Raw genomic sequence first — 23824 nt, 5'->3', positions numbered from 1 at the left:
CTATCATCATGTGGATAGATATGTTTTATTAAATTATTTTTAGCTTGCTAATTCTATAAAAATACTCAATTAATAGACACTCTCATTAAAATACTAACGTCTTAATTCCAATCATTTTACAGCCAGTCTTTAATATAATGTGTCATGTCTCTACAGTCTTTATACACTCAACATTTTTACCACCTAGATAACTTCAATTTCTTTTGCTAAGGCGTGATACTGCTTAGCCGCTATTGCTTTTTCATCATAGTAGGCAATAGGTTCATTAACAATTTGAGACTCTTGCATTTTAGAATCAAAATTAATGACCGTTTCAAATATTTTTCCTTGATATTTTTTCTTTAATTTAGAATAAATAACTTTTGAAGCGGTATTACGTTCATCAAACAAGGTTACTAATACCTTATAGTCAATGGCATGTGTCTTTGCCACCGCTTTAATAATATTTTCCGTTTGCAATACTCCATTCATTGATAAAAACTCACTTTGTGTTGGAATAACAACAAAATCAGCGGCCATCAAAGCATTGGGGGTAAAAAATTTCACCGAGGGCGGGGTATCAATTAAAATATAATCGAAATGATCTTTTATCGGCTTTAACGCATCTCGTAAGAAAAAACCGAAGTCTTTTTGCTGCAAGCATTGTTTTGCCAATAAGGCCATACGACTATTTGAAGGCAATAACCATAAGTTAGTCCGCACATTTTTAATTACTTTTAAAATATCAATATCTTCTTGAATAATTTCATAAAAAGAAAATTGATTATTTTGTCCTAACAACAAACTCAAATTAGCTTGTACATCAAAATCAATCAACAATACTCGCTTACCTAAGAGGGATAACGATGTGCCTAAATTTAAACACGTCGATGTTTTAGCAACCCCCCCTTTATGATTACAGATAGTAATAATTTTTTTCTCAGGCTCTATACTCGTTTGTTCTAGCTCATAAACCTCCTCTTTAGGGGACGTATCAACCGAAAAAACATGCTTGCATTTTGAGCACCGTACCTTAAAAAGTGTTTTTTTTATTAAACTAATATCTAGCCGAAACCTAGTTTTACATTTATCACAAATAATAATCATTAAAAAACTCTATACTCAAGACGACGATAAATCATTTATATGCTCATTAATTAACATGTCTATATCATTAATAAGATCAGCTTCGTCAACAATCCTATCAACTAACCCTCGTTCAACGGCACATTCTACTAAATTAGGATAAACACAGGTATCACTTTTTTGTGCAATCGTAACCCCTAACTTTTCTTTAATGGTTAAAAAACCTTCTGAACCGTCATCACCGATACCTGTCAATAACACACCGATGGTATTTTCACCAAACACATGAGCAGCCGAAGAAAAAAGCTTATTTAAAGGTTTTTCAACGGCATCGACAAGCTTTAAAAAAACTTCATTATTTTCCCTAACTTCTAATGAAATAGCATATTCATTTGAGGCAATATAACAAACGCCTGATTCTAACAGAGCGCCATCAACAGCTTCTCGCATATTCCATGCACTGTATTTATCAAATTCCTCGACAAAAGCGGATAATATTTTAGGTGAAATTTCTTGTACTATAATCGCAGCCGTCGATAATTTAGGGGCCAATTTAGAAAAAAGACGAATACTCGTATTAGGTCCCCCTAACGTTGTTCCTAAGAGTAATAAATGATCTAAGTTTTGAAAAGCATAGTTGTCTAATTCGCTAGATTCATTCGTAGGTTGAATTTTTACACGATGAATATTATGAATATTAACTGAAACCGCAATTTTTATACGTTTTATAATTTGCTGCTTCGCATTATGAATATCTTGTGAGATAGCCCCTGAAGGTTTAGGTAAAAAATCAACAACACCTAATCTTAATGCCTCAAAAGAAATCGCCCCATTACTAAATAGCGAGCTTAACATAACAATAGGAACAGGACATCCTAGCATAATATGACGAACCGCCTTGATTCCATCCATAACAGGCATATCAACATCCAATGTAATTACATCAGGTTTCAGTGCTTTAATTTGATCTAAAGCCAATTTTCCATTTTTAGCTGAACCCACCACTTCAATATCAGGATCAGAGTTTAAAATTTCACTAATAGCTTTAACCATAAAACTTGCATCATCAACCACCAAGACCTTTATTTTTTCTGCCACAATATTCTCTGCTTAAGTAAACACATTCATAGCTATTAATAAATAAGACATTACGTCTTATTTCCCAGTGTTGCTAATGATTTTTGTTCTTGTTTACGATGCATTTTAATTTGTTTATCGGTTGTCATATTAATCAACTCATAAATATCTAAAATTAAAGAAATCCGTCCATCACCAATGATGGTTGCACCTGAAAAACAGTTTTGTTCATACAAATAATCGGCTAAGGGTTTAATAACAACCTCTTCTTGCCCGATCAGTGCATCAACCATTAGCCCTATTTTTTGAGTCCCCGTGTTAACAATCACCACAAAAAAATCATCTAAACCCATTTTACTATCAGATTTTAATGAAAATAACGTTGCCAAGCGAAAAATAGGCACTGTTTTTCCACGTAGATACATCACTTCGGTTTCTTCCATAATTGAAACTTCATTGTGTTCAACTCGCAATGTTTCTTCAACATTCGCCAATGGAATGGTAAATGAATCAACCCCTACTTTCACTAATAAAGCGGGAATAATAGCCAGTGTCAATGGAATTTTCAAACGCATTTTAGTTTCAATGCCTTTTTTCGATTCAACCTCAATCGTGCCATTAAGTTTTTCAATATTTTTCTTAACCACATCCATGCCCACACCGCGTCCTGAAGTGCTACTAATTTCTTTGGCGGTTGAAAAACCTGGCATCATAATAAAACGCGTTAGATCATTCGTACTCATTCGATCAAGTTCATCTCTAGTGAACAATTCCATTTGCTCTGCTTTAACTTTAATGCGTTCAACATCAATACCACGACCATCATCCGTTACTTCTATAACAATATGATTACTTTCGTGAAAGGCTTCTAAAACTAACGTTCCAATTTCTGGTTTCCCTGCCTTAATTCGATCTTCAGGTAATTCTATGCCATGTCCAATGGCATTTCTAATCATATGCATCAATGGATCGGCCACTTCTTCAATAATCATTTTATCAAGTTCAGTTTCCTCTCCTCGAATATCTAAATTCACTTTTTTATTATTCGTATTTGCAACATCATGGACTAAACGAGGAAAACGGTTAAAAATTTGCGCGACAGGCAACATTCTAACCTTCATTACGCCTTCTTGAAGCTCATTAGAGGTTCGACCTAATGAAATAATGGCTTCGCTAAACCGATAAGCAAACGTTCTTACAGGCTTAAGATCTTTTTGTCCTAACCCCGTCTCTTTTAAATATTGTTGTAATTCCGAGATTTCTGTGGCTAATTGAAAGAAATAAGCACGATCCACAATCAGTTCGCCAACTTGGTTCATCAGTGAATCAATTTTATCCGCATCAACCCGAATACTTTTCTTAAAAACTTTACCTGTTGCTGGCGGGGCAGCGGTCGCTTTTTTATCATCCGTCTTAGTTGGGGATGGTTTAACAATATCTGGTTTGGAAGGAGGCTCTATTTTTGCCCCAACAGACGTTTTATCTTCAACCACACGTTTAGGTTCTAATACGTCTAATACTTCTGATGTTTCGACCGGTTTAAACGGTTCTTTATTAGCTTCCGCTAATGTTTTAACATCAAGTACTAAACCTTTGTCTTTATTAACATTAACGTGTTTTCGGTGTTCAACGGTTGAGTCAAGTAATGAACTAAAAACTTCATTGATAGGAACCGAAGTAATAGATTGCTCTATTACAGAAGCATCCAATGCTGAGCTTAATCGATCAAATAAATCACCGTCATTATCGTCGATGCTCTCTTTCTTAGGTTTATCAACTATGAGTGGGGATTGTTTATTTCGAACCTCTAAATTATTAATAAAGGCTAATTCACCGCCTGATATATTTTTTTCATTAAATACATCGGTAACAACGGCATCTACTTTTTTAGGCGCGACATAGTCACTCTCAACTTTATTTTCTTTAAGTTGCGGAAAAATAGTCTGCAATCTAAGTAAGTATTCTTTTATACACGTAAGCGAAAGCTCGTCTGTTACGTGTAAATTTTCTTTAACATTAACAACTTTATGGATCCAGCCTGCATAAAAATGTGTTAATTTTTCATACGTCATGTAGTTCGCAGAAAATTTAAGACTTTCTAATGCTTTTAACACCGTCTCAAGCAGTTCTTTTTTATGCTGAAAACTATCTGGCTGAACGAGACAACCTTTCAATACCGAAAACTGTTCTTCTAGTTGTGAAATAAAAATTCCAAACAACTCCTGATCGTATTCTTCTTCAGGGATAGAAAATTCTTCATCCGTAGGTGATTTTAAATTTTTATCCAATTCAAATGATAAAGGCGGCTGATTATTTTCATTTAAATTAAATGAATTATTCTCTTGCTCATCAATTGCCTCTGATAGAAAGCTACCCAGCGTTAAATCATCTTCTGATAAAAAAGAACTCGTGGCTTCATTTTCATTCGTTTCTTCTAAAAAAGAACTAACAGTTGTTTGTTCCTTATCCTCTAACAAAAAAGAATCCGTATTTAACGCATCATCACTTAAAAACGAGGCAATATCATCGCTAACTTCTTCCTCTGAAAGAAAAGGAGTAAGTTCTTCATCATTTGATAAGAAGGAAGTAAGTTCTTCCTCATTTTGCACCGAAGCATCCTCATGACTATCAGAGGGTGCTTCAACAGGTTCAAGACCTAAATGGACATTAAGCTTTGCAATTAAATCATTAACTTCTGTTTCTTCTGTTTGTGATCGTTCTAAGTCGGTAACTAATAAAGTGATTCTATCTTTTGCTTGAATTAAAAGCGCAATAATTTCTATTGTGACCTGTTTTTTACCTTCTCGAAGTAAATCAAGTAAATCTTCTAACGCATGACTAAGTGCAGAGGCCCTTTCCAACCCTACAAATTGAGCAGCACCTTTAATTGTATGTATCGCTCTGAAGATGGTATTAAGTAATTCATTATCATCAGGCGTTGATTCAAGTGTAAGTAGAGCGGCTTCCATCTCTTCCAGACTTTCCCCAGCCCCCATTACAAAATCTTCAAGTAAAGATAAATCAATCATTATCAGCCCTTTTAATTAGCCGCTATCACATCAAGAATATCTTGAGACTTGTGCTTATTAACAAATCCTATTGCACCAATGCTCTCCACATCCTCACCATATTTATTTTTATCTAAATTTGAAAGAAATAAAATATTTGCCTGACTATCATGCTCTAAAATAGCTCTCGCCGCACTTAAGCCATCCATCTCTCCCATGGTAATATCCATAGTAATTAAATCAGGCTGTAGTCTTTTATACTCCTCCAACGCTTCAAGACCATTTTTAGCTTCTCCAATAATTGTATGACCTCCACGATTAGTTAATACTTTAGTAATCATTTTGCGCATCATAGAGGAATCATCAACAATTAAAATACGTTTTCCCATTACCTATACACCTTATTAATCTCTAAATACGCTTTCACTAACCTGCCTCATTTTTTTCTTGGTCAACGCTTACATTTTTTAATTTTATAATTTCATCAACTAACAAAATACGATTAAAATCTAACAAAATCAATAGCGCCTCTTCAACCTCACAAACGCCTCTAATATACTGGCTTTGCAATCCTGCAACCAGAATATCAGGGGGCGGATCTATTGTATTTTCTTGAATTTTAATAACATCTGTGACCCAATCAACAATAAAACCCGTAATTCGACCCCCTATATCTAAAATGAGAATCCAATCGGTTTCTTGACGATAATCACCTGTATTTAGGTTTAATCGCTTCCGTAAATCAATGACGGGAATAATACTTCCCCGTAAATTAATCACACCCTCAACAAATTCAGGTGAATTAGGGACATAAGTAATGGGTGCCGAACGAATAATCTCTTGTACCATGAGAATATCGACACCAAATGTTTCTTTACCAATTTTAAACCCGACCATCTGAATAAGCTGTTCCTTATCCAGTGTATCATCCCTCATTCTATAATTATCAGTCATATTGAACCCCTTGACTAAATTTTGAAGTTTTCGACCTGAGTTGTTAGATCTTTTGACAAATCTTGTAAACCCTCAGTAATTTTTACAACGGTTCCCGCTCCTTCCACTGTTTGTTCTGCTGCCTGCGCGGATGAATTAGAAATATTTACCACTTTTGCAGAACGTTTTGCTTGTTGATCTGTCATCGTACTCATTTCCTCTGTGCGCGATACAATACTATTCATTTCTGTCCCAATTTCATTCGCACCCTTATTCGCCTCACCAACTAATTCTGTAATACGATTTGATTCTTCAAGTAATAATAATAATGCTTTTTCTGCAACCTCACGACGCTCACCCTGCTCGCCCGCCATACCCGCAATTTGTTCGGCCAAAACATTAAGTTCTTTCATCAGGCCTTGTACTTGCTCTGTACCTTGTGCTAAAACATCCGCCGTTCTTTCAATCTCATCAATGGCTCGCATATTATCTCGACCCCCTTCATCAATTTTAATCAATGATTGTTGAGATTCATCAGTCAGTTTTGACCCATCGGCAACCCTTTCACTTGAATCCTTAATCAACTGGGTAATTTCTTTTGCCGCTTCCGATGAACGTTGGGCTAGTTTACCTACCTCATCCGCAACCACCGCAAAACCTTTACCATGCGCTCCCGCTCTTGCCGCTTCGATCGCAGCATTCAGTGCTAATAAGTTAGTTTGTTCAGCAATTTCAGTAATTACCCCGATAATATCAGAGATTTGTTCAGATGAGTCCGCAATAGCCTGCATCCCTTCTACCGTTGATGATACTGATTTTCGACCTTCTTCAGCGGCGATTAGTGATGCTTTACCATGTTCTGTGGCTTGTCCAACGGCTTTATTCATATTTTCCACAGCCCCTGTAATTGATGCTACCGCTGAAGATACCCGGGCTACCATCGCCCCCTGTTCTCTTGCGGTTGCAACAACCTTCGTTCCGATTTGCCCCATCTCAGATACCCGTACCATGGTTTCAGTAGCCTCTTTATTCTGAGTTGCCGCTAATTCTGATACCTTTGAGACTGAATCCAGTAATCGTGTAATCGTTATCGTTGATGTTTCTGCCGCCATTTTCTGTGCTTCCGATGCCTGACTCACTTGACGTGCAGTCCCTCCCATTTCTGAGATAATATCCACCGATTCATGCGCACGAACTAACTCACTTTGCGCCCTCTCTCTATTTGCTGCTGCTCGTCTTGCCACGTTTTCTGCACCATCCGCCACTTTAAACGCGGACTCATTTACTGTTTTAAACGCTTCATGAATAATATGCATCATATTATTAAACGCAACCGACATATGTCCAATTTCATCATCCGATTCCACGGGAACATCTAGCGTTAAATCTCTATTTTCAGCAATTTTTGTAATCGTATTCGCCATGTTTACAATCGGATTCGCAATTGATTTCGCAACATAAAGAGCAAAGGCAACAATCAAAACTCCAACAATTAAGCCTAAAATCATCATATAGCGTCGTAATGCGGTTACAGAACTTAACGCTTCGTCTTCATCAATTTCAGCAATAAGAGCCCATGTCGTATTAAAAACTTTTAATTGCGTATACGACGATAATACAGAAACTCCCCGATAGTTATCAATTCGTATCGCACCGTCATTACCCGCTAAGGCTTCTTTAAACGCTTTAGTTTTTACACTCCCGTTATTCGGGTTTTCAAATGAAGCTTTTACTTTATGTGTTTTATCAAAAACAGAATCAGAACGCATTAAATTATCCGAACCCACCAAATAACTTTCTCCCGTTTCCCCCATCCCTGCACGTTGCTGCATGACTTCGTTAATTTTTTTAATAGAGAGCTTTAATACAACAATTAATTCTACTTTTCCATCCTTAACAACCGGTTGAGCCACAAAAGCCGCAGGATAATTATTTGAAGGGGCATAAAGTTTAAAATCAGCAAACCCAAATGTCTTAGATTTATTAATTTGACCAATCAGTTTTCCAAGATTGGTTGATGAATAAATTCCTGTCAAAATATTAGTACGATATTCTAAATCATGATCTGTGGTATAGAAAATAAAACCACTTGGATCAATTAAGAATAAATCATTATAACCATAGGCTTTTTTATACTTAACCAGATAATCTTCCTCTTCCCCTTTTATCTTGGGTACAACGACCTCTTCCATAGTTGCCGAAGAAATAATCCCCCATTTTAAACCAGGTATCTCAAGTGGGGTATAAACACTAATCTTTAATATCCCCGTTCCGCCCGATTTAGTAATCCGTCCTTGATCGCCATCCAGTACCGAGTTAACGTCTGCACCTAACTCTTCGTCACCAACGCCACCTTTCTTTAATAATCGTTTACTTCGCAAGGAGTTTTTATTGTCAGACGATCGACCCACCAAATAACTCTCAGCGGTTTGACCTAAACCACTTCGTTGTTGAGTGATTTTATTAATAGGATCTGCTGAAATTTGAAAAACAACACTTCCGATATATCGTCCTGAATTGTCTGTTAAAGGCGTGGCCAAAAAAGCAGCTTGGGCTTTAGAAGGCTCGTACCACGAAAAATCCTCAATCACAATTTGTGTTCGTGATTTAGTAAATACACGTCCTATTCCTGATGTCTTTAATGCACCTGTTTTAATATTAACACCAAAATCTGACTCTTTCGCAACACTGTAAACAACGTTACCTTCAGCATCAATTAAAAAAAGATCATAAAAACCTGATTGAACTAAAAAAGTTTTAAAGCCCTTTTCTTTTGTTGAGGATAATGCCCTATACGCTTCACTTTTTATACCTTGCTTAAAAGCGGCTGAAAACAACTTTACCCCCTCAGTAAAACGTATATTTTGTTGTACGTCAGCCATTAATTTAAATCGAGTATCGAAATAGTCTTCAAGCTGAATTTTTTGTAACGCTTGAATAGCTTCTAGCTTACTAAACCCTTCATTTTTCATCGCAGATACGGTGTTTGCCAAAACCGAGACATCCCCTTTACGAGCAGCAAAATAAGACTCAAGGCGTTCTTTTTTTACTTGTCGAACCGCTGTTAACGAGTCAAAAATTTGTTCTTCCAAAGCAGCAGAAGAACTCGTTGCCGCAATAAATCCACTTACTGCAAAAGGAACAATCCCTACAACCAAGAAGAAAGCCAGTAGTCTTATCCTGAGACTGAGGTCTCTAAACCATTTCATTTTAATTTCCTCATAGAGTCATCATATTCATACGGCACTTAATCGACCGAATACATTAAAAAATTATTTATTTCAGTAGCAATTTCCCTATCGGCAACCACTACTTCTGCTTCACATAAATTTAAAGCTGACAAAGCCATACTTTTATAAAGGCAACTAACCGGTGACTGAATAATAGCCCCACCCCCCACACGTACTATTTCTTCGAGTCCTTCAGCACCATCACTTCCTGCACCCGAAAGTATTACACCCAATGAGTGTTTATCTAAGTTTTCTGCCACAGAAAACATCAACATATCAATTGAACCACGACGTGATGAAAAAGGAGCCGGACTGACATACGTTGTTAATTTTCCTCTTTCTCCATGAACTGTGACATATTCTTCACCCGTACTAATGTAACAGCCGCCGACTTCTAATAAAGCGTTATTCACCGCACGTTGCACATTTACTGTACTAAAATGGTTAAGATAACGAATAAAACCATCTACATGCGCCGCAGCTTCATAAAAAATAATAATATAAGCGGTCGTATTATTAACCAATAATTTAGGAACTATTTTTAACAACGTTCCATAGCCCCCTTCACCCACGCCCAAGACGACTAAATTTTTACATCCTTGCTTTTGAGTGCTAGTCACTTTTATATTAGGTTTCAATCTAATATATTGAAGTGCGTTACTTCTAACTTTTGCCGCCAAACAAACTTTTTTTATTAACTGTTCTTTTTGAAGCCTAGACGCACTATTAGCTAAATTAGAAGGCTTATTTATAAAGTCAATGGCACCATAACGAATAGCATCAAACGTAATCGGCGTTCCTTCCTGAATAAAACTACTTAAAATCACCGTAGGCGTTGGATAAAAAATCATTATATGCTTTAAAGCGGTTAAACCATCCATTTCTGGCATAACAATATCCAGAGTGATTATATCTGGCTTTAACTTAGGGATTTGTATTAGTGCTTCATGCCCATTCGCAGCTTCGCCTACAACGTTCAAATCATTACTAGAATTCAGAATAGCAATAATAGCTTGGCGAATAATACTCGAGTCATCAACAACTAAAACCTTATAAGGTGCTTTAACCATAATTATTACCTTAAATATTTCCTCACAATGGTTAATAGCTCTTCAGGCTGAAAAGGTTTCGTTAAATATTCATTCGCTCCTGATACTTTACCCTTGATTTTATCAAACAAACCATCGCGTGACGTTAACATCACAACAGGCGTATGTTCAAATAATGGTTTTTGCTTAATTTCCTCAAGTATTTCATAACCATCCTTACCTGGTAAAATAATATCCAATAAAATTAAGTCGGGGTTCTTTTGTTCTAAGCCTTCTAAAGCTTCAAATGAGTCTTTCGCCTCAAACACTTCATACCCCCTTGCAACAAGCGTTCTTACAATAACTTTTCGCGTTACTAAACTATCTTCCACAATTAAAATTTTTGTTTTCAACCCTATTTTTGCGGGTATTTTTTCTTCAACAATCGGCTCTAAAGGTATTGTAATCGAATCTTCAAGTTTTTCATTGACTTCAGGCGTTTCATTGACTTCAAATTTTTCATTAATCTCAGGTTTTTCATTGACTTGAGGGGGTGAAAAACTTTGAGTTGTTGCAAAATGTTTACGAACAACTGTCAACAGCTCATCCGGCTGAAATGGTTTTGTCAAATATTCATCGGCACTTGAAACCTTACCTTTGAGCTTATCAAACAAGCCATCCCGTGACGTTAACATAATTACGGGCGTTTTTTCAAATATGGGTTTTTGCCGAATTTCTTCAAGAATTTCGTAACCATCTTTTCCTGGTAGGATAATATCCAATAAAATCATATCAGGTTTCTTTTCTTCTAAGCCATTGAGTGCCTCAAAAGAATTTTTCGCTTCAAAAATTTCATAACCATTAGCAACGAGTGTTCTGGTAATCACTTTCCGAGTAACTAAACTATCTTCAACCACTAAAATTTTCAGTTTTTCGGTATCATGACTGACCTGTTTTTCCTTGGTCGGAGCTGCCGTGTCAAAATTCAACCCTCTCGCATTCATATAATCCGTTAAAATACGTCCTTGGGTATTCAGCGCCTTATTTTTAGGAAATAAACGCGTTATTTCATTAAACTGATCTAAGCCCTCTTGAAAATATTGTCGATTTAAATACGCCATCGCAAAATAAAACCGCAAGTAAATTTGATTATTACCGTCATTTTCTTTTTGTAACGCATGACTATAGCGGTCAATTGCCTTATCTAATATATCTATTTTTGCTTTACCTATCTGTTTAAAAAAGTTAGGCTCAATAAAAAAATTTGACTGACAATAACTGCATTCCGTCTCTTTTTCAACGGTTGGCATCCAACAAAAAGGACAGCGTATAACAAAATCTGAGGTGATTGTTTTACGCGCCAAAGTAAATTTTCTAACTTCCTCAATTAAATCTGCATTTTTTGAGTGAATATGCCCTGCTTTTTTCAATGCTAATTCAATGGCTGTCATATTCGTTAACACACGCGAAAGCCATAACCAGGCTTTAAAATTATCATCGTGACTTATTAAAATATTTGTTAATATTTTTTCAGCACGCGCACCATCACAACTTTCAATTAATTCAATCGCTTTTGCAACCAACGTAATTTCGTCGGCTTTACTGTACTCAGGCATGGCCGTTTTATGAACCCCCACGCCGTCGATCTTTAACAGTTCCATTTCCTTAGCTAAAGAATCAACCGTTTGTTGAATCTGACGAGAGACCTTTTTTTGAGCGACGGCTCTAAACACTAAATAATCATGATTCCATTGCAAAATATCCATGGCAATGATTTTGCCATTCATACCACACTCAACTGCATTAATCAGAACACCTTTGTCGAAATAAAATCCGCCTGCTTTTGCTTTTTCACGAACTTCCAGCAATCCAGTGCGACCTGATTTTTCCAATAACCGTAATAAAGCGAGTAAATCAACAGAAGGCCCTAAATTTCCAGCCATTTCAATCTGTAATAATAACTTATCTATGAGTAGCGAGTTAAATTCACCTTGAATTCCGTACTTAGCAACATAAAGTCCCAATGTTGAATTATTTAACCTTAGTTTTTTATCAGACCCTTTTAAAGCCTGTAAAATAGCATCATGCCCCTTCAAGTTATATTGGGAAATAAAGGCTAAAATATTCTGTCTAAAAATCTTTTGCTGTTCAGCAGTTAAAACCTCTTTCGAAATTTTTTCTACTACCGCATTTAATATTTTAAAATCATTCGCCGCACGAATAATTTCTTTCGAATAATCAAAAAATACAATTTTAGCAACCGGTCCTATAATTGCGGCTAATTGCGCTTCAATGGTTACCATGCCTCCATTTTCAGCCATGCTACTGTATTCATCATAATTTGTAACCACATCTTCAATCATAGATGAATTAGTTGCTAATCCATCATTCGTCGTCATTATGGGTTTAAGCGGATTTTGTTGCGATTTTTTTGCGGATAATTCAATATCAGAGGTTAATATCTGAAAAATTTGAACGGTTGATAAGGCAATTTTTTTCTCTATTATTTCACCCTGATTAAGATGATTAGAAAAAGTAACATGCCCTTTCTTTATTTCTTTAATTAAGCCTAGCGCAGCTTTTCCACTTCTCGCTTTAAAAACAACATCAAAGATAGCGCCTTTTTCCAGTAAAAATTCAGCTGTTTCATCAGCCTCATTTTTGATAACCATCACCCCTGAATGCTTTTCCTTGCATAATTTTTGCAAAACCAATAATAACTCACGATAAGTGAGCAGGCGTATAGTATTACCATTTTCTTGCATCAGCTATTCCTCTGCTGCTGTTGTAATGAAAAAATGTTGTTCGCCATAATTCTTATTACCAAAAATAGGATTGTTTTAATGATTAGCGTCTAAAAAAACTATAATTATAGCGTAAAAAAACAGACATGTTTTAAATCTACCCTGATGTATCGTCCTTAATATTTTTTTTTTAGATTAAAAAACATCATTAGTCGCCTTTAAACACACACATAAAGCATTTAACTCACCCATAACCAACTGATTATAATAACCTAATAAATTTAATCCTGATTTCACTGCCCGTCTTTCTACAACTTAATAATATTTCCACTTAAATAAAATATCAAGGCTATCGTAATCAAGATAAACAGTATCAATTACCTCTAATCATTTCAATAGTTTTTTTAATTTTACCCCTGTCTTAATTTTTCTCCTGCGTTCATCTGCTTTTTAGCCTTTAATCTTAAGCCTAAATTTAGATGTATAATGCCCCTCCTCTCTCAAGGAATAAAAACGTAATAGCATCCAATTTAATCGTGTTTATTTCATCTTAATAGTTTGTCGCTAAAATTCACGTTAACTTACAGGTTATTAATCACTCCACTCTATTTTTTAGCTATTTTCGTCAAACTTTTATCCCCTCTTATTTCTCAGTACTTCGGACAGTTTTAAAAAAGATAGCGGTCTTAATTCTATAAGCAATTGATTTTAAAGGGTTTTATATTTACGAGGTGTGTTGGTAAATTCTTTTTTAAATCAATGGGTTACAAAAACTGTCCGAACTATTGATTTCTTATAATTTGAATTCAGCTTATACTGAACGATTAATTATTTGAGAAATACTATGTTTGAAGACTTGCGCGACCTTTATCAAGAGGTTATTTTTGATCATAATCGTAACCCTCGCAATTTTAGGGTAATCGAAAATGCGAACCGAAAAGTTGAGGGATTTAACCCTTTATGCGGTGACCGCTTAACCTTATTTTTAAAGATACAAAATGATGTTATTGAAGATGCAAGCTTTCAAGGATCAGGCTGTGCAATTTCTACAGCATCTGTATCGTTAATGACTGATATTATTAAAGGAAAAACAGAACAAGAAGCGATGAGTTTATTCACTGTTTTTCATAAAATGACAACAGGGAAAGAGGAAGAAATTCAATTAGAAGCTGTGGGTAAGTTAGCTGTTTTAGCGGGAGTTCGTGACTATCCAGCTCGGGTAAAATGTGCAACGTTAGCCTGGCATACCTTAGATGCGGCCTTAAAAAATGAAGCGAATTCAATTTCGACCGAATAATTAAGGGGGGTAAAGTAACCCTTTAAAACCTATTACAGCATCCTATTTACCGTAAATATTAAGGGTCGGCTAACGACCTAAACAAAAAATTTCATCTACTCTATAGAATGATAATCCATTGAAAAAATAGACGATATTTTATGTTCAGGTACTTAAGCCTGCCTTTAGCAAGGTTAAGCGGGGCTAACAGTTAGGTTAGCCCAGTAGACGTTTAATCTTCTACGGTTGTCCATTTAGCCGCTAGTTTACCAGAACCAATGCCAAAGGCCGTTCCAAGAACCAATGAGAAAGAAATGATTATTAATGGGTTATCCCATTGAACATTAAGCAAAACTTCTTTTGATAGCTTTTCAGGTGTTTGTAATAAGTAAGCAAACGTTGCAGAATAACCCAGTACACTGGCTGGAATCGCTGCAAGCATAGGAATATTTGCCGCAAGACAGGTCACAACAACCGAAACGGCAACAATAATTCCTGCCATTAATGGAAAAGGAACGATACAATCAGGTGCAATACTCACGATCAAAACCGCCGCATACCACGCCATGAAAACACCAAAGATACCACAAACAATTGTATTTTTTGCCGCATCACAATTGCCACCTAAAGCAAAGTAAGAGGCCCAAGCGATTGTTGCTGCCCAGATAAAAAAGATACCACTCAATGGACCGACGGCTAAAAAGGTCGCAAGTCCTGCTAAAGCACCAATACTTAACGAAAGTGCGGTAAGGCTCTTCATATTAATTTCTCCAAATTTATTACCTCATTAATCAAAGTTTGTGTTAGGTTTTGCAGTGAGGTGATGCCACAAAACTTAATTCATAAATAGGCTAACCCATCTTAATAGCTAGCAAAAAAGCGAGTTGATTTAAGCATATAACCCCAAAATAAGCAAAATTCACCTTATGACTTAATGGCCGCGTCAACGTGAACAATAAAATTATGTTCTTGCAAGGGTTTGGCTTTGACCCCTTTAAGTTTAAGTAAGTCTATAAAATGAATGACCTCTTCACCTGTTCTAAAGCCTGTCGCCGCATAACCTCGCAACGTGTTATCTTGTTCATTAAGCGTTAAAACTAATTCGAGTTTATGACCTGTTCTCTCGTTAAAAAGTTTTAACAGCGTGTTAATTTTTAGTTCGGTTAGTTTAAGGGTAAGACTCATGGACTGAATTTAATGATTTAAGTTTAGCGGGGGTCAGTGTTTCTACAATTAAACCATCTTCCATGTGTAAGACCGTATCCATCCGCTGTGCTAAAGCAGGATCATGGGTAACAATTAAAAAACTAACCTGTAGCTCTTGATTAAGCTCTTGCATTAATTGATAAATGTTTTCGGCCGTTTTACTGTCTAAATTACCCGTAGGTTCATCCGCTAATACACATTTAGGATGATTAATTAAGGCACGCGCAATCGCTGCACGTTGACGTTCTCCGCCCGATAATTCACCGGGTTTATGTTTAACCCGATGCCCTAAACCGACGCGATCTAACAATTCAAGTGCTTGCTTCTGTGCCTCTTTAATGGTTTTATTACCTATTAATAAGGGCATCGCTACATTTTCTAATAAGGTAAATTCGCCCAGCAAATGATGAAACTGATAAATAAACCCAAGAGATTGATTACGAAGTTTAGCCAGTTTAGACGCTTTAATCGTGGCCAAATTAACGCTATCTAAAATGACTGACCCTGAAGTCGGTTTTTCCAACCCCCCAAGCAAATGAAGCAAGGTACTTTTTCCCGATCCTGACGCACCCATAATAGCGACGCGCGCACCCGCTTGAATCGTTAAATCAACCCCTTTTAAGACGCTAACATCCAGACCACCCTGTTGATAATACTTGGTAAGTCCTTTACATTCTAAAATAACGTGATTACTCATAACGTAATACCTCCGCTGGATTTACTTTAGAGGCTTGCCATGCGGGGTATAGCGTAGCTAATAAGGATAAAATAAAGGCCATTCCTGAAATATGATAAACATCTTCCCAAACTAATTTAGAGGGGACTTCACTAATATAATAAACATCCGCCGCCATAATATCGAAGCCTAATAGGTTTTCAATAGCAGGGACGATTGTTTCGATATTTAAAGCCAACAACACCCCGCCTAGTATTCCCAGAAGGGTTCCAATGATACCGATAATGGTTCCTAAAACAATAAAGATCCCCATAACAGATAAATTAGATAACCCTTGCGTTTTTAAAATAGCAATATCACCCCGTTTATCGGTGACCACCATGACGAGGGTTGAAACAATATTAAATGCAGCAACGGCAACAATTAATAATAGAATAATGAACATCACCCGCTTTTCTGTTTTTACGGCACGGAAAAAATTACTGTGGGCTTGTGTCCAATCACTCACACGATAGCCCTTATCATAAAGACTATCTGCAAGCTCTCGGCTTAATTTAGGGGCATTAAAAACATCATCTAACTTTAAGCGCAGACCTGAGACCTGATCCCCTAAACGAAATAATTTAGCGGCATCTTCAATATGAATAAGGGCCATATTACGATCATATTCATACATGCCTACTTTAAAAACACCCACAATAGTAAAGCGGCGTAAACGCGGTAAAATCCCCGCAGGCGTTGAATTTAATTGAGGACTAATAACCGTCACTTTATCCCCGACAAAAACACCTAAATAAGCGGCTAATTCCGCGCCTAAAATAATTTGAAATTTCCCTGCAACTAAATTAGTTAATTGATTTCCCTCTAACATTTTTTCAGCGACTTCTGAAACTTTAGGCTCATAAAGCGGGTTAACCCCTCGTAGCATGGTTCCACTCACTTGACGATCCGCATTCACCATCACTTGCCCTTGTATAAAAGGAGCCGTTCCTTCTATATGAGGGTAATCACTCAGCTGCTGTTCTAGTGCCTTCCAGTGACTTAACCGACCATTATTTTCAGTAATCGTACTATGTGAGGTCATCCCTAAAATACGTTCTCGGAGTTCAGCCTCAAACCCATTCATAACGGATAAAACCGCAATCAAGGCAGTAACCCCTAAGGCAATACCCAATACCGACGTTAAGGTAATAAAAGAAATAAACTGTGTTCGTCGTTTTGCGCGGGTATAGCGCAAACCAATATATAAAATAAGGGGTTTAAACATAAGTATTAGCGATTAGTAGTTTGACAGTCTTTACAAAAACCATAGAGACAAAGACTATGCTCTGTTAGGGTATAACCTAGTTTTTCAGCAATTTTTAATTGTTGTTTTTCAATAATGATATCAATGAATTCATCCACTTTACCACATTTTACACAGACAATATGATCATGGTGTTTTCCCGAATCCAGTTCAAAAATAGAATTCCCACCTTCAAAGTGATGACGTGTTACCAGCCCTGCCGTTTCAAATTGTGTTAAAACACGATAAACCGTTGCTAAACCTATATCTTCGCCTTCTTTTAATAGAATTTTATAGACCTGTTCCGCACTTAAATGCCGTTCACTGGTTTGATTCTCTAAAATTTCTAAAATTTTCACTCTAGGTAGGGTTACTTTTAAACCTGCGTTTCTTAAATCCTGAGTTTCCAAAAAGACATCCCCTTTCACTTTAATTTAGATTACGAAGTCTATTGTAGCCTTTTTTTCAGCATAATCGCATAGAGTTTATAGGATAAATGTTTAACATCCTGTATCATTTCATCTTTTTGCCAATTGTTTTTTATGCGTAAATTGATTTTTTTATCACCGTTATTCGTTTTTTTTATACTCAGTGGTTGCTCAACGATTATGAACAATCTTCCTGGAGTCTATAGCATTGACATACAACAAGGTAATAGAGTCAGCCAGGAGATGATAAATCAGTTAAAACCTAGAATGAATAAACGCCAAGTACGTTACATTATGGGTTCTCCGATGTTAATTGATGTCTTTCATAAAAAACGTTGGGATTATCTATATTCTAATCAACCTGGCGGGGAATTAAGAGAGCAAACACGAATTTCTTTGTATTTTGAAGGTGATATTTTAGTCGGGGTTCAAGGCGACTTTAAACCGACAGCGAATACCAAAATAATTTCTAAAGAAGTCACGGTTGAGGTACCCAAAAGAGAGTTAGAAAAAACCATGTCAGAAAAAATCAAGGGCCTTTTTAATACAGGTACTCATGAGAACGAAATAGAGACGACTGAACCCTCAATCAATGAAATAATCGAAAAAAAGCAAGCCATTGAAGAAAGCACGGATTAATTCAAAATCCCTAAGCATAAAATGTAAACGATCTTAAACGCCAACCTCTAAATAAATACCCGCGTACAAAACATTTTTTGTGCGCCCAAAAGATCTGAAATCTGTTATTTAAGTATTAATCCTTATTTATTAGCAATGAAGCGTTAACAACCGCTGTAATTTTTATTAAAAGGTTGTTCACTTCTCATTCTTTATCAACAAATCAAACCCTCCCCTTTTTATAAACAAGCTATGAAACAAATTGAATTACTTTCACCCGCAGGCACCCTTAAAAATATGCGTTATGCCTTTGCATACGGGGCTGATGCTGTTTATGCTGGTCAGCCGCGTTATAGTTTACGTGTTCGTAACAATGATTTTTTAGAAGAAAATCTTGCAAAAGGAATTGATGAGGCCCATCGATTAGGGAAAAAGTTTTTTTTAGCAACGAATGTTATCCCACACAATACCAAAGTAAAAACCTTTATCAAGGATATAGAACCGATTATTGCGATGAAACCTGATGCGTTAATTATCGCAGATCCAGGTTTAATCATGCTCGCTAAAGAAAAATGGCCTGATATGCCCCTGCATTTATCGGTACAAGCCAATACGGTTAATTACGCAACGGTTAAGTTTTGGCAAGCACAAGGTATAGAACGGGTTATTTTATCGCGTGAATTATCATTAGATGAGATTGCTGAAATTAAACAACAATGTCCTGAGATGGAGCTAGAGGTCTTTGTTCATGGGGCCTTATGTATTGCCTATTCAGGACGCTGTTTATTATCAGGGTATTTTAATCACCGTGATCCCAATCAAGGAACCTGTACTAACTCCTGTCGCTGGAAATACGACACCCTTCCCGCCCATGAAAATGCAGAGGGGGATTATGTTCAAGGAACGGCCCCAATTTCAATGGATGCGATTAATAACATCAGTCAAACCGCAAGCTGTGGTGGAGCAGAGCGTCACCCTTTAGCCGATAAGGTCTATTTTTTAGAGGAAGAAGGCCGTAAAGGTGAGTTATTACCGATCATCGAAGATGAAAATGGGACTTATATAATGAATTCCAAAGATTTACGCGCGATAGAACATGTACAGCGTTTAGTGGAAATAGGAGTGGATAGCTTAAAAATAGAAGGGCGAACTAAATCCCATTATTATGTTGCACGCACCGCACAAACCTATCGGGAAGCCATTGATGACGCGCTTGCAGGACGTGAGTTTAACCCTAATTTAATAGGCGTGTTAGAAAACCTAGCTAACCGAGGCTATACCGATGGTTTTTATCAACGCCATCATACCCATGAATATCAAAATTACATTACAGGCTACTCTAAAAGTCATCAACAACAGTTTTGTGGTGAAATTAGAGCCTATGATAAAACAACAGGACTTGCAGAAATTGATGTAAAAAATAAATTTGCCGTCGGGGATCAATTAGAATTAATTTTGCCCGATGGTAATAAAAATATTACAGTTGAAGCGATGGAAGATATGCGAGGTAATAAAATGCAAGAAGCGTTAGGCGGTGGCTATGAAGTTAAAATTCCATTACCTGAAATAGCGACTAATCAAGGGCTTTTAGCGCGGTATACTAAAGCCTAATTTTACGACCGCAGCAACGGCTGGATCAATGCGTATTTTTTTCACGGTTAACCTGAACCTAGCCTGAACAAAATAAAGTGAGCTGTAGCAATCACTTAGCAACTTATCTTAAAAAAAGCCCCGACCTTAAAAGGATCATTCGTTACTCTGATTTTATCGTTTATTTTGACATACTAGGGGCATCATGATAAAAATACACCCGTCGATTAAAAGAAATGCGTTTTCAACGACACAACAGCTCACTAGTTCGTAGCTATTGTGCTGTCTCCTTTTCTATAAAAGGAGATTTCATTATAATAATTAAAATCCAATAGGGGATAGAAAAATGGCTGAAAAAAAAGAAAAAGATAATTTTTTCAAAATTATTGGCGTTATCGCTGTTATTACAATTACATTAGTAGTTATTTTAAAACAAAGAGAAACTGAGCATCTTGAGCCTCAAGCAGCCAGTCAATCTAAAGATCAAATTTTAGAAAGAAATCATCCTCCAGGAAATACGTTCGTAGAATAGTAGTTCAAAAAACCCTCATCTTAGATGAGGGTTTTTTTGCATTAAATTTGAGCTAAATTCCCTTTACTTTCTAGCCAAACTTTTCTGTCTTGAGCGCGTTTTTTTGCTAATAACAAATCCATTTTTTCACGGGTATCATCATTAGCCTCAATCGTTAACTGCACTAACCGCCGCGTATCTGGATTCATCGTCGTTTCTCGCAATTGACTGGGATTCATTTCACCTAGCCCTTTAAACCGCTGCACATTCACCCCCCCTCTTAGCTTTTCTAGCTTAATCCTTTCCAATATCCCTAATCGTTCGCTATCGTTTAACGCATAAAAAATACGTTTACCGACATCAATACGATATAAAGGCGGCATCGCCACAAAAACATGGCCCGCGCTCACTAAGGGTTTAAAATGCTGGTAAAACAAAGCACAGATTAAGGTCGCAATATGATTTCCATCCGAATCTGCATCCGCTAAAATACACACTTTACCGTAACGTAATTGCGTTAAATCATCCGAGTCAGGTTCTATTCCCAACGCTACCGCTATATCATGCACTTCTTGAGAAGCCATCACTTGAGACGAGTCAACCTCCCATGTATTTAAAATTTTCCCACGTAACGGCATAATGGCCTGAAAATCACGCTCTCTGGCTTGTTTAGCCGAACCACCTGCCGAATCGCCTTCCACTAAAAATAATTCACTGCGCGATATATCTTGCCCTGAACAGTCCGCAAGCTTTCCTGGTAACGCAGGGCCTTGTGAGATTTTTTTACGAATAACTTTTTTATTCGATTTTAATCGTTTATGCGCACTCGATAAGACAATTTCTGCAATTTTCTCCCCTTCGGAGGGATGTTGATTAAGCCATAAACTAAAGTGATCTTTAGCAATCCCCGCAATAAAAGCCGCGCACTCGCGAGAACTTAAACGCTCTTTAGTTTGACCTGAAAACTGAGGATCTTCCAATTTTACCGATAAAATAAAATGGCATAATTCCAACACATCTTCAGGTGCAATTTTTATACCACGGGGTAATAGATTTCTAAAATCACAAAATTCACGAATGGCTTCGGTTAATCCCGACCTTAAACCATTAACATGGGTTCCACCGAGGGTTGTTGGAACTAAGTTAACATAACTTTCATTAACTACTTCTGACAACCGTTCAACCGTCCAAACAATCGCCCATTCCACTGCGTCATGATCCGTTGATAAATCCGCCATAAAAGGATGTTCGGGAAAAAATTCAGTTTTCCCCATTTGATCGCACAAATAACCTTTTAAACCGTCTTGATAAAACCACGTCCATTCATCCTTATTGGCTTCATCGTTTAAACTAATTTTTAAACCCGGTAGTAAGACCGCTTTTGCGCGTAAAACCTGCTTTAATTTTAAAACTGAAATTTTGCTGGAATCAAAATAGCCACTATTCGGTAAAAAAGACAACTTTGTCCCCGTATTATTTTTACCTACTTTTCCTATTTCTATTAAGTTACTTTGCTTATCGCCATTCGCAAAGCCCATCTGATAAACTTTCCCCCCCCGCTTTACTTCAATAGTAAGCGTTGATGACAACGCATTAACGACAGAAACGCCTACCCCATGTAAACCGCCTGAAAATTGATAATTTTTATTCGAAAACTTCCCCCCCGCATGAAGCTGGGTCAAAATAACTTCCACACCAGGAATACCTTGTTCAGGGTGTAAATCAACAGGCATTCCACGACCATTATCCGTGACGCTTACCCAACCATCTTGATATAAAATGACCTCAATAGACGAGGCAAAGCCTGCAATAGCCTCATCAATACTATTATCAACGACTTCTAAAACCAGATGGTTTGGTCGCGTTGTATCCGTATACATTCCCGGTCTTTTTTTAACGGGGTCAAGCCCTGTTAATACTTCAATCGCCGCAGCGTTATATTCACTCGTCATACTTACTAATCACTTCATTTAATTTTAAGATATAATAGTCGGTTACGTTTAGAAATTGGGCTTGACTTGCGTCTAATAAGCTTCACGTTCAAACTATAAATTTAACGACCCTACAAAGAACATCGTATCACCCTTTTATTACGATGCTAAAAAACAAAGTAACGTTTTAGCTTAAAACCCAAGGATGACCTTGGATCATACTATTGGGATTTATTATCTATAAACTAAAACCTCTCTCTAAATATTGGAGTATTTTACCTATGAGTAACGCATTAAAAGAATACCTAACCCTTTGTCAAAATCGTGTTGAAAAAGCCTTAGATGCGCGACTCCCTCCTGCCAACATCTTACCCAATCGTCTTCACCAAGCGATGCGTTATAGTGCCTTAGACGGGGGGAAACGAATGCGTCCCATGTTGACCTACAGCACAGGACAAGCCTTGGGACTTGATTTAGCCTGTTTAGATGGCATGGCGTGTGCCGTGGAATTTATTCATGTTTACTCACTCATACATGATGATCTACCCGCTATGGATGATGATGATTTGAGACGAGGAAAAGCAACCAATCATATTGCCTTTGATGACGCAACCGCTATCTTAGCAGGCGATGGATTACAAGCTTTAGCCTTTGAAGTCTTAGCTAATGACCCCACAATCAAAGCCACGCCCGAACAACGTCTAAAAATGATTGCGACCTTAACCAAAGCCAGTGGTTCACAAGGCATGGTAGGCGGACAAGCCATCGACTTAGAATCCGTAGGCAAACAAATCAGCTTGCCTGAATTAGAAAACATGCACATCCATAAAACAGGCGCGTTAATTCGAGCCAGTGTTACTATGGCGGTGATTGCTAAAACAGATATTACACCCCATACCGCTCAAAAATTAGATCACTATGCTAAATGTATTGGATTATCCTTTCAGGTCAAAGATGATATTTTAGATGAAGAAAGTGACACAGCGACACTGGGTAAAACACAAGGTAAGGATCAAAGTAATGATAAACCAACCTACCCTGCTCTCTTAGGACTGGCAGGGGCTAAACAGAAAGCGGAGGAGTTGCACCAACAAGCACTTGTGAGTCTTGATGATTTTGGCCGCGAAGCGGATCTATTGCGTGATCTATCACTTTATATTATCCAACGAAACCATTAAAACAACCTCATCCCCCCTAATTTATTGCCTTATTTATTAA

General features: G+C 37.0%; 19 protein-coding genes. 5 read left to right on the top strand and 14 right to left on the bottom strand.

Features of this window, described 5'->3' with window-relative positions; genetic code table 11:
- Positions 1–183: 183 nt before the first annotated feature.
- Genes Q9M50_11050 through Q9M50_11015 form a run of 8 tightly spaced genes read right to left on the bottom strand, consistent with a single transcriptional unit; the run spans position 184 to position 13106 of the window.
- Entirely contained in the window at positions 184–1086 is a 903-nt protein-coding gene (locus tag Q9M50_11050; GenBank protein MDQ7091161.1) for an AAA family ATPase, read from the bottom strand.
- A 15-nt stretch (positions 1087–1101) separates the two neighbouring features.
- Positions 1102–2163, bottom strand: a complete 1062-nt coding sequence (locus Q9M50_11045) for a chemotaxis protein CheB (GenBank protein MDQ7091160.1) — start codon at positions 2161–2163, stop codon at positions 1102–1104.
- Positions 2164–2213: 50 nt separating this feature from the next.
- Positions 2214–5171 carry a chemotaxis protein CheA gene (locus Q9M50_11040; protein MDQ7091159.1) on the bottom strand — a complete coding sequence of 986 codons (2958 nt, stop codon included), beginning with the start codon at positions 5169–5171 and terminating at the stop codon, positions 2214–2216.
- 11 nt (positions 5172–5182) lie between these two features.
- Positions 5183–5539, bottom strand: a complete 357-nt coding sequence (locus Q9M50_11035) for a response regulator (GenBank protein MDQ7091158.1) — start codon at positions 5537–5539, stop codon at positions 5183–5185.
- A 37-nt stretch (positions 5540–5576) separates the two neighbouring features.
- Positions 5577–6104 carry a chemotaxis protein CheW gene (locus Q9M50_11030; GenBank protein MDQ7091157.1) on the bottom strand — a complete coding sequence of 176 codons (528 nt, stop codon included), beginning with the start codon at positions 6102–6104 and terminating at the stop codon, positions 5577–5579.
- A 14-nt stretch (positions 6105–6118) separates the two neighbouring features.
- On the bottom strand, positions 6119–9292 hold the full coding sequence (locus tag Q9M50_11025; GenBank protein MDQ7091156.1) for a methyl-accepting chemotaxis protein: 3174 nt from the start codon (positions 9290–9292) through the stop codon (positions 6119–6121).
- A 38-nt stretch (positions 9293–9330) separates the two neighbouring features.
- Positions 9331–10383: a chemotaxis protein CheB gene (locus Q9M50_11020; protein MDQ7091155.1), complete on the bottom strand. Its 1053-nt coding sequence runs from the start codon at positions 10381–10383 to the stop codon at positions 9331–9333.
- A 5-nt stretch (positions 10384–10388) separates the two neighbouring features.
- A complete protein-coding gene (locus Q9M50_11015; protein MDQ7091154.1) occupies positions 10389–13106 on the bottom strand; it encodes a response regulator in 2718 nt (905 codons plus the stop codon).
- Positions 13107–13929: 823 nt separating this feature from the next.
- Between Q9M50_11015 and Q9M50_11010 the strand changes: the two genes are divergently transcribed.
- The gene (locus Q9M50_11010; GenBank protein MDQ7091153.1) at positions 13930–14382 is read left to right on the top strand and encodes an SUF system NifU family Fe-S cluster assembly protein; all 453 of its coding nucleotides are present in this window, start codon (positions 13930–13932) and stop codon (positions 14380–14382) included.
- Between the two features lie 211 nt (positions 14383–14593).
- Here Q9M50_11010 and Q9M50_11005 read toward each other — a convergent pair whose 3' ends face one another.
- The 5 genes from Q9M50_11005 to fur form a co-directional block, all read right to left on the bottom strand.
- Positions 14594–15121: a DUF1097 domain-containing protein gene (locus Q9M50_11005; GenBank protein MDQ7091152.1), complete on the bottom strand. Its 528-nt coding sequence runs from the start codon at positions 15119–15121 to the stop codon at positions 14594–14596.
- A 164-nt stretch (positions 15122–15285) separates the two neighbouring features.
- Positions 15286–15546: a hypothetical protein gene (locus Q9M50_11000; GenBank protein ID MDQ7091151.1), complete on the bottom strand. Its 261-nt coding sequence runs from the start codon at positions 15544–15546 to the stop codon at positions 15286–15288.
- Positions 15530–16264 carry a lipoprotein-releasing ABC transporter ATP-binding protein LolD gene (lolD, locus tag Q9M50_10995; GenBank protein MDQ7091150.1) on the bottom strand — a complete coding sequence of 245 codons (735 nt, stop codon included), beginning with the start codon at positions 16262–16264 and terminating at the stop codon, positions 15530–15532. Before lolD ends, Q9M50_11000 begins: the two co-directional genes overlap by 17 nt.
- Positions 16257–17510 carry a lipoprotein-releasing ABC transporter permease subunit gene (locus Q9M50_10990; GenBank protein MDQ7091149.1) on the bottom strand — a complete coding sequence of 418 codons (1254 nt, stop codon included), beginning with the start codon at positions 17508–17510 and terminating at the stop codon, positions 16257–16259. Before Q9M50_10990 ends, lolD begins: the two co-directional genes overlap by 8 nt.
- A gap of 5 nt (positions 17511–17515) precedes the next feature.
- Positions 17516–17938: a ferric iron uptake transcriptional regulator gene (gene fur, locus Q9M50_10985; GenBank protein MDQ7091148.1), complete on the bottom strand. Its 423-nt coding sequence runs from the start codon at positions 17936–17938 to the stop codon at positions 17516–17518.
- Between the two features lie 198 nt (positions 17939–18136).
- Between fur and bamE the strand changes: the two genes are divergently transcribed.
- The 3 genes from bamE to Q9M50_10970 all read left to right on the top strand — a co-directional run bounded on the left by bamE (position 18137) and on the right by Q9M50_10970 (position 20696).
- Entirely contained in the window at positions 18137–18595 is a 459-nt protein-coding gene (gene bamE / locus Q9M50_10980) for an outer membrane protein assembly factor BamE (protein MDQ7091147.1), read from the top strand.
- 231 nt (positions 18596–18826) lie between these two features.
- Complete coding sequence (gene yegQ, locus Q9M50_10975) at positions 18827–20185, top strand: tRNA 5-hydroxyuridine modification protein YegQ (GenBank protein ID MDQ7091146.1); 1359 nt, start codon at positions 18827–18829, stop codon at positions 20183–20185.
- Between the two features lie 325 nt (positions 20186–20510).
- Complete coding sequence (locus tag Q9M50_10970) at positions 20511–20696, top strand: hypothetical protein (protein ID MDQ7091145.1); 186 nt, start codon at positions 20511–20513, stop codon at positions 20694–20696.
- A 41-nt stretch (positions 20697–20737) separates the two neighbouring features.
- Here the strand turns inward: Q9M50_10970 and parE are convergent, their stop codons facing one another.
- On the bottom strand, positions 20738–22627 hold the full coding sequence (gene parE / locus Q9M50_10965; GenBank protein ID MDQ7091144.1) for a DNA topoisomerase IV subunit B: 1890 nt from the start codon (positions 22625–22627) through the stop codon (positions 20738–20740).
- 260 nt (positions 22628–22887) lie between these two features.
- On the opposite strand from parE, the gene ispA reads away from it, so the two are divergent.
- Positions 22888–23784: a (2E,6E)-farnesyl diphosphate synthase gene (ispA, locus tag Q9M50_10960; GenBank protein MDQ7091143.1), complete on the top strand. Its 897-nt coding sequence runs from the start codon at positions 22888–22890 to the stop codon at positions 23782–23784.
- Positions 23785–23824: the final 40 nt, after the last annotated feature.

This window comes from Methylococcales bacterium, assembly GCA_030949405.1.
In the GTDB taxonomy this organism is placed as follows: Bacteria; Pseudomonadota; Gammaproteobacteria; order Methylococcales; family Methylomonadaceae; genus WTBX01.
Note: the sequence above shows the minus strand (reverse complement) of the source record. Positions and strands in the feature narration are given on the sequence as shown.

Excerpts from the sequence above, each read along its gene's own strand:
- Q9M50_11040 (MDQ7091159.1), bottom strand. The coding sequence starts at position 5,171 with ATGATTGATTTATCTTTACTTGAAGATTTTGTAATGGGGGCTGGGGAA.
- Q9M50_11025 (MDQ7091156.1), bottom strand. The coding sequence starts at position 9,292 with ATGAAATGGTTTAGAGACCTCAGTCTCAGGATAAGACTACTGGCTTTC.
- Q9M50_11000 (MDQ7091151.1), bottom strand. The coding sequence starts at position 15,546 with ATGAGTCTTACCCTTAAACTAACCGAACTAAAAATTAACACGCTGTTA.
- Q9M50_11050 (MDQ7091161.1), bottom strand. The coding sequence starts at position 1,086 with ATGATTATTATTTGTGATAAATGTAAAACTAGGTTTCGGCTAGATATT.
- lolD (MDQ7091150.1), bottom strand. The coding sequence starts at position 16,264 with ATGAGTAATCACGTTATTTTAGAATGTAAAGGACTTACCAAGTATTAT.
- Q9M50_10970 (MDQ7091145.1), top strand. The coding sequence starts at position 20,511 with ATGGCTGAAAAAAAAGAAAAAGATAATTTTTTCAAAATTATTGGCGTT.
- Q9M50_11010 (MDQ7091153.1), top strand. The coding sequence starts at position 13,930 with ATGTTTGAAGACTTGCGCGACCTTTATCAAGAGGTTATTTTTGATCAT.
- Q9M50_11005 (MDQ7091152.1), bottom strand. The coding sequence starts at position 15,121 with ATGAAGAGCCTTACCGCACTTTCGTTAAGTATTGGTGCTTTAGCAGGA.
- ispA (MDQ7091143.1), top strand. The coding sequence starts at position 22,888 with ATGAGTAACGCATTAAAAGAATACCTAACCCTTTGTCAAAATCGTGTT.
- Q9M50_11020 (MDQ7091155.1), bottom strand. The coding sequence starts at position 10,383 with ATGGTTAAAGCACCTTATAAGGTTTTAGTTGTTGATGACTCGAGTATT.
- Q9M50_11030 (MDQ7091157.1), bottom strand. The coding sequence starts at position 6,104 with ATGACTGATAATTATAGAATGAGGGATGATACACTGGATAAGGAACAG.
- bamE (MDQ7091147.1), top strand. The coding sequence starts at position 18,137 with ATGAACAATCTTCCTGGAGTCTATAGCATTGACATACAACAAGGTAAT.
- Q9M50_11015 (MDQ7091154.1), bottom strand. The coding sequence starts at position 13,106 with ATGCAAGAAAATGGTAATACTATACGCCTGCTCACTTATCGTGAGTTA.
- Q9M50_10990 (MDQ7091149.1), bottom strand. The coding sequence starts at position 17,510 with ATGTTTAAACCCCTTATTTTATATATTGGTTTGCGCTATACCCGCGCA.
- parE (MDQ7091144.1), bottom strand. The coding sequence starts at position 22,627 with ATGACGAGTGAATATAACGCTGCGGCGATTGAAGTATTAACAGGGCTT.
- yegQ (MDQ7091146.1), top strand. The coding sequence starts at position 18,827 with ATGAAACAAATTGAATTACTTTCACCCGCAGGCACCCTTAAAAATATG.
- Q9M50_11035 (MDQ7091158.1), bottom strand. The coding sequence starts at position 5,539 with ATGGGAAAACGTATTTTAATTGTTGATGATTCCTCTATGATGCGCAAA.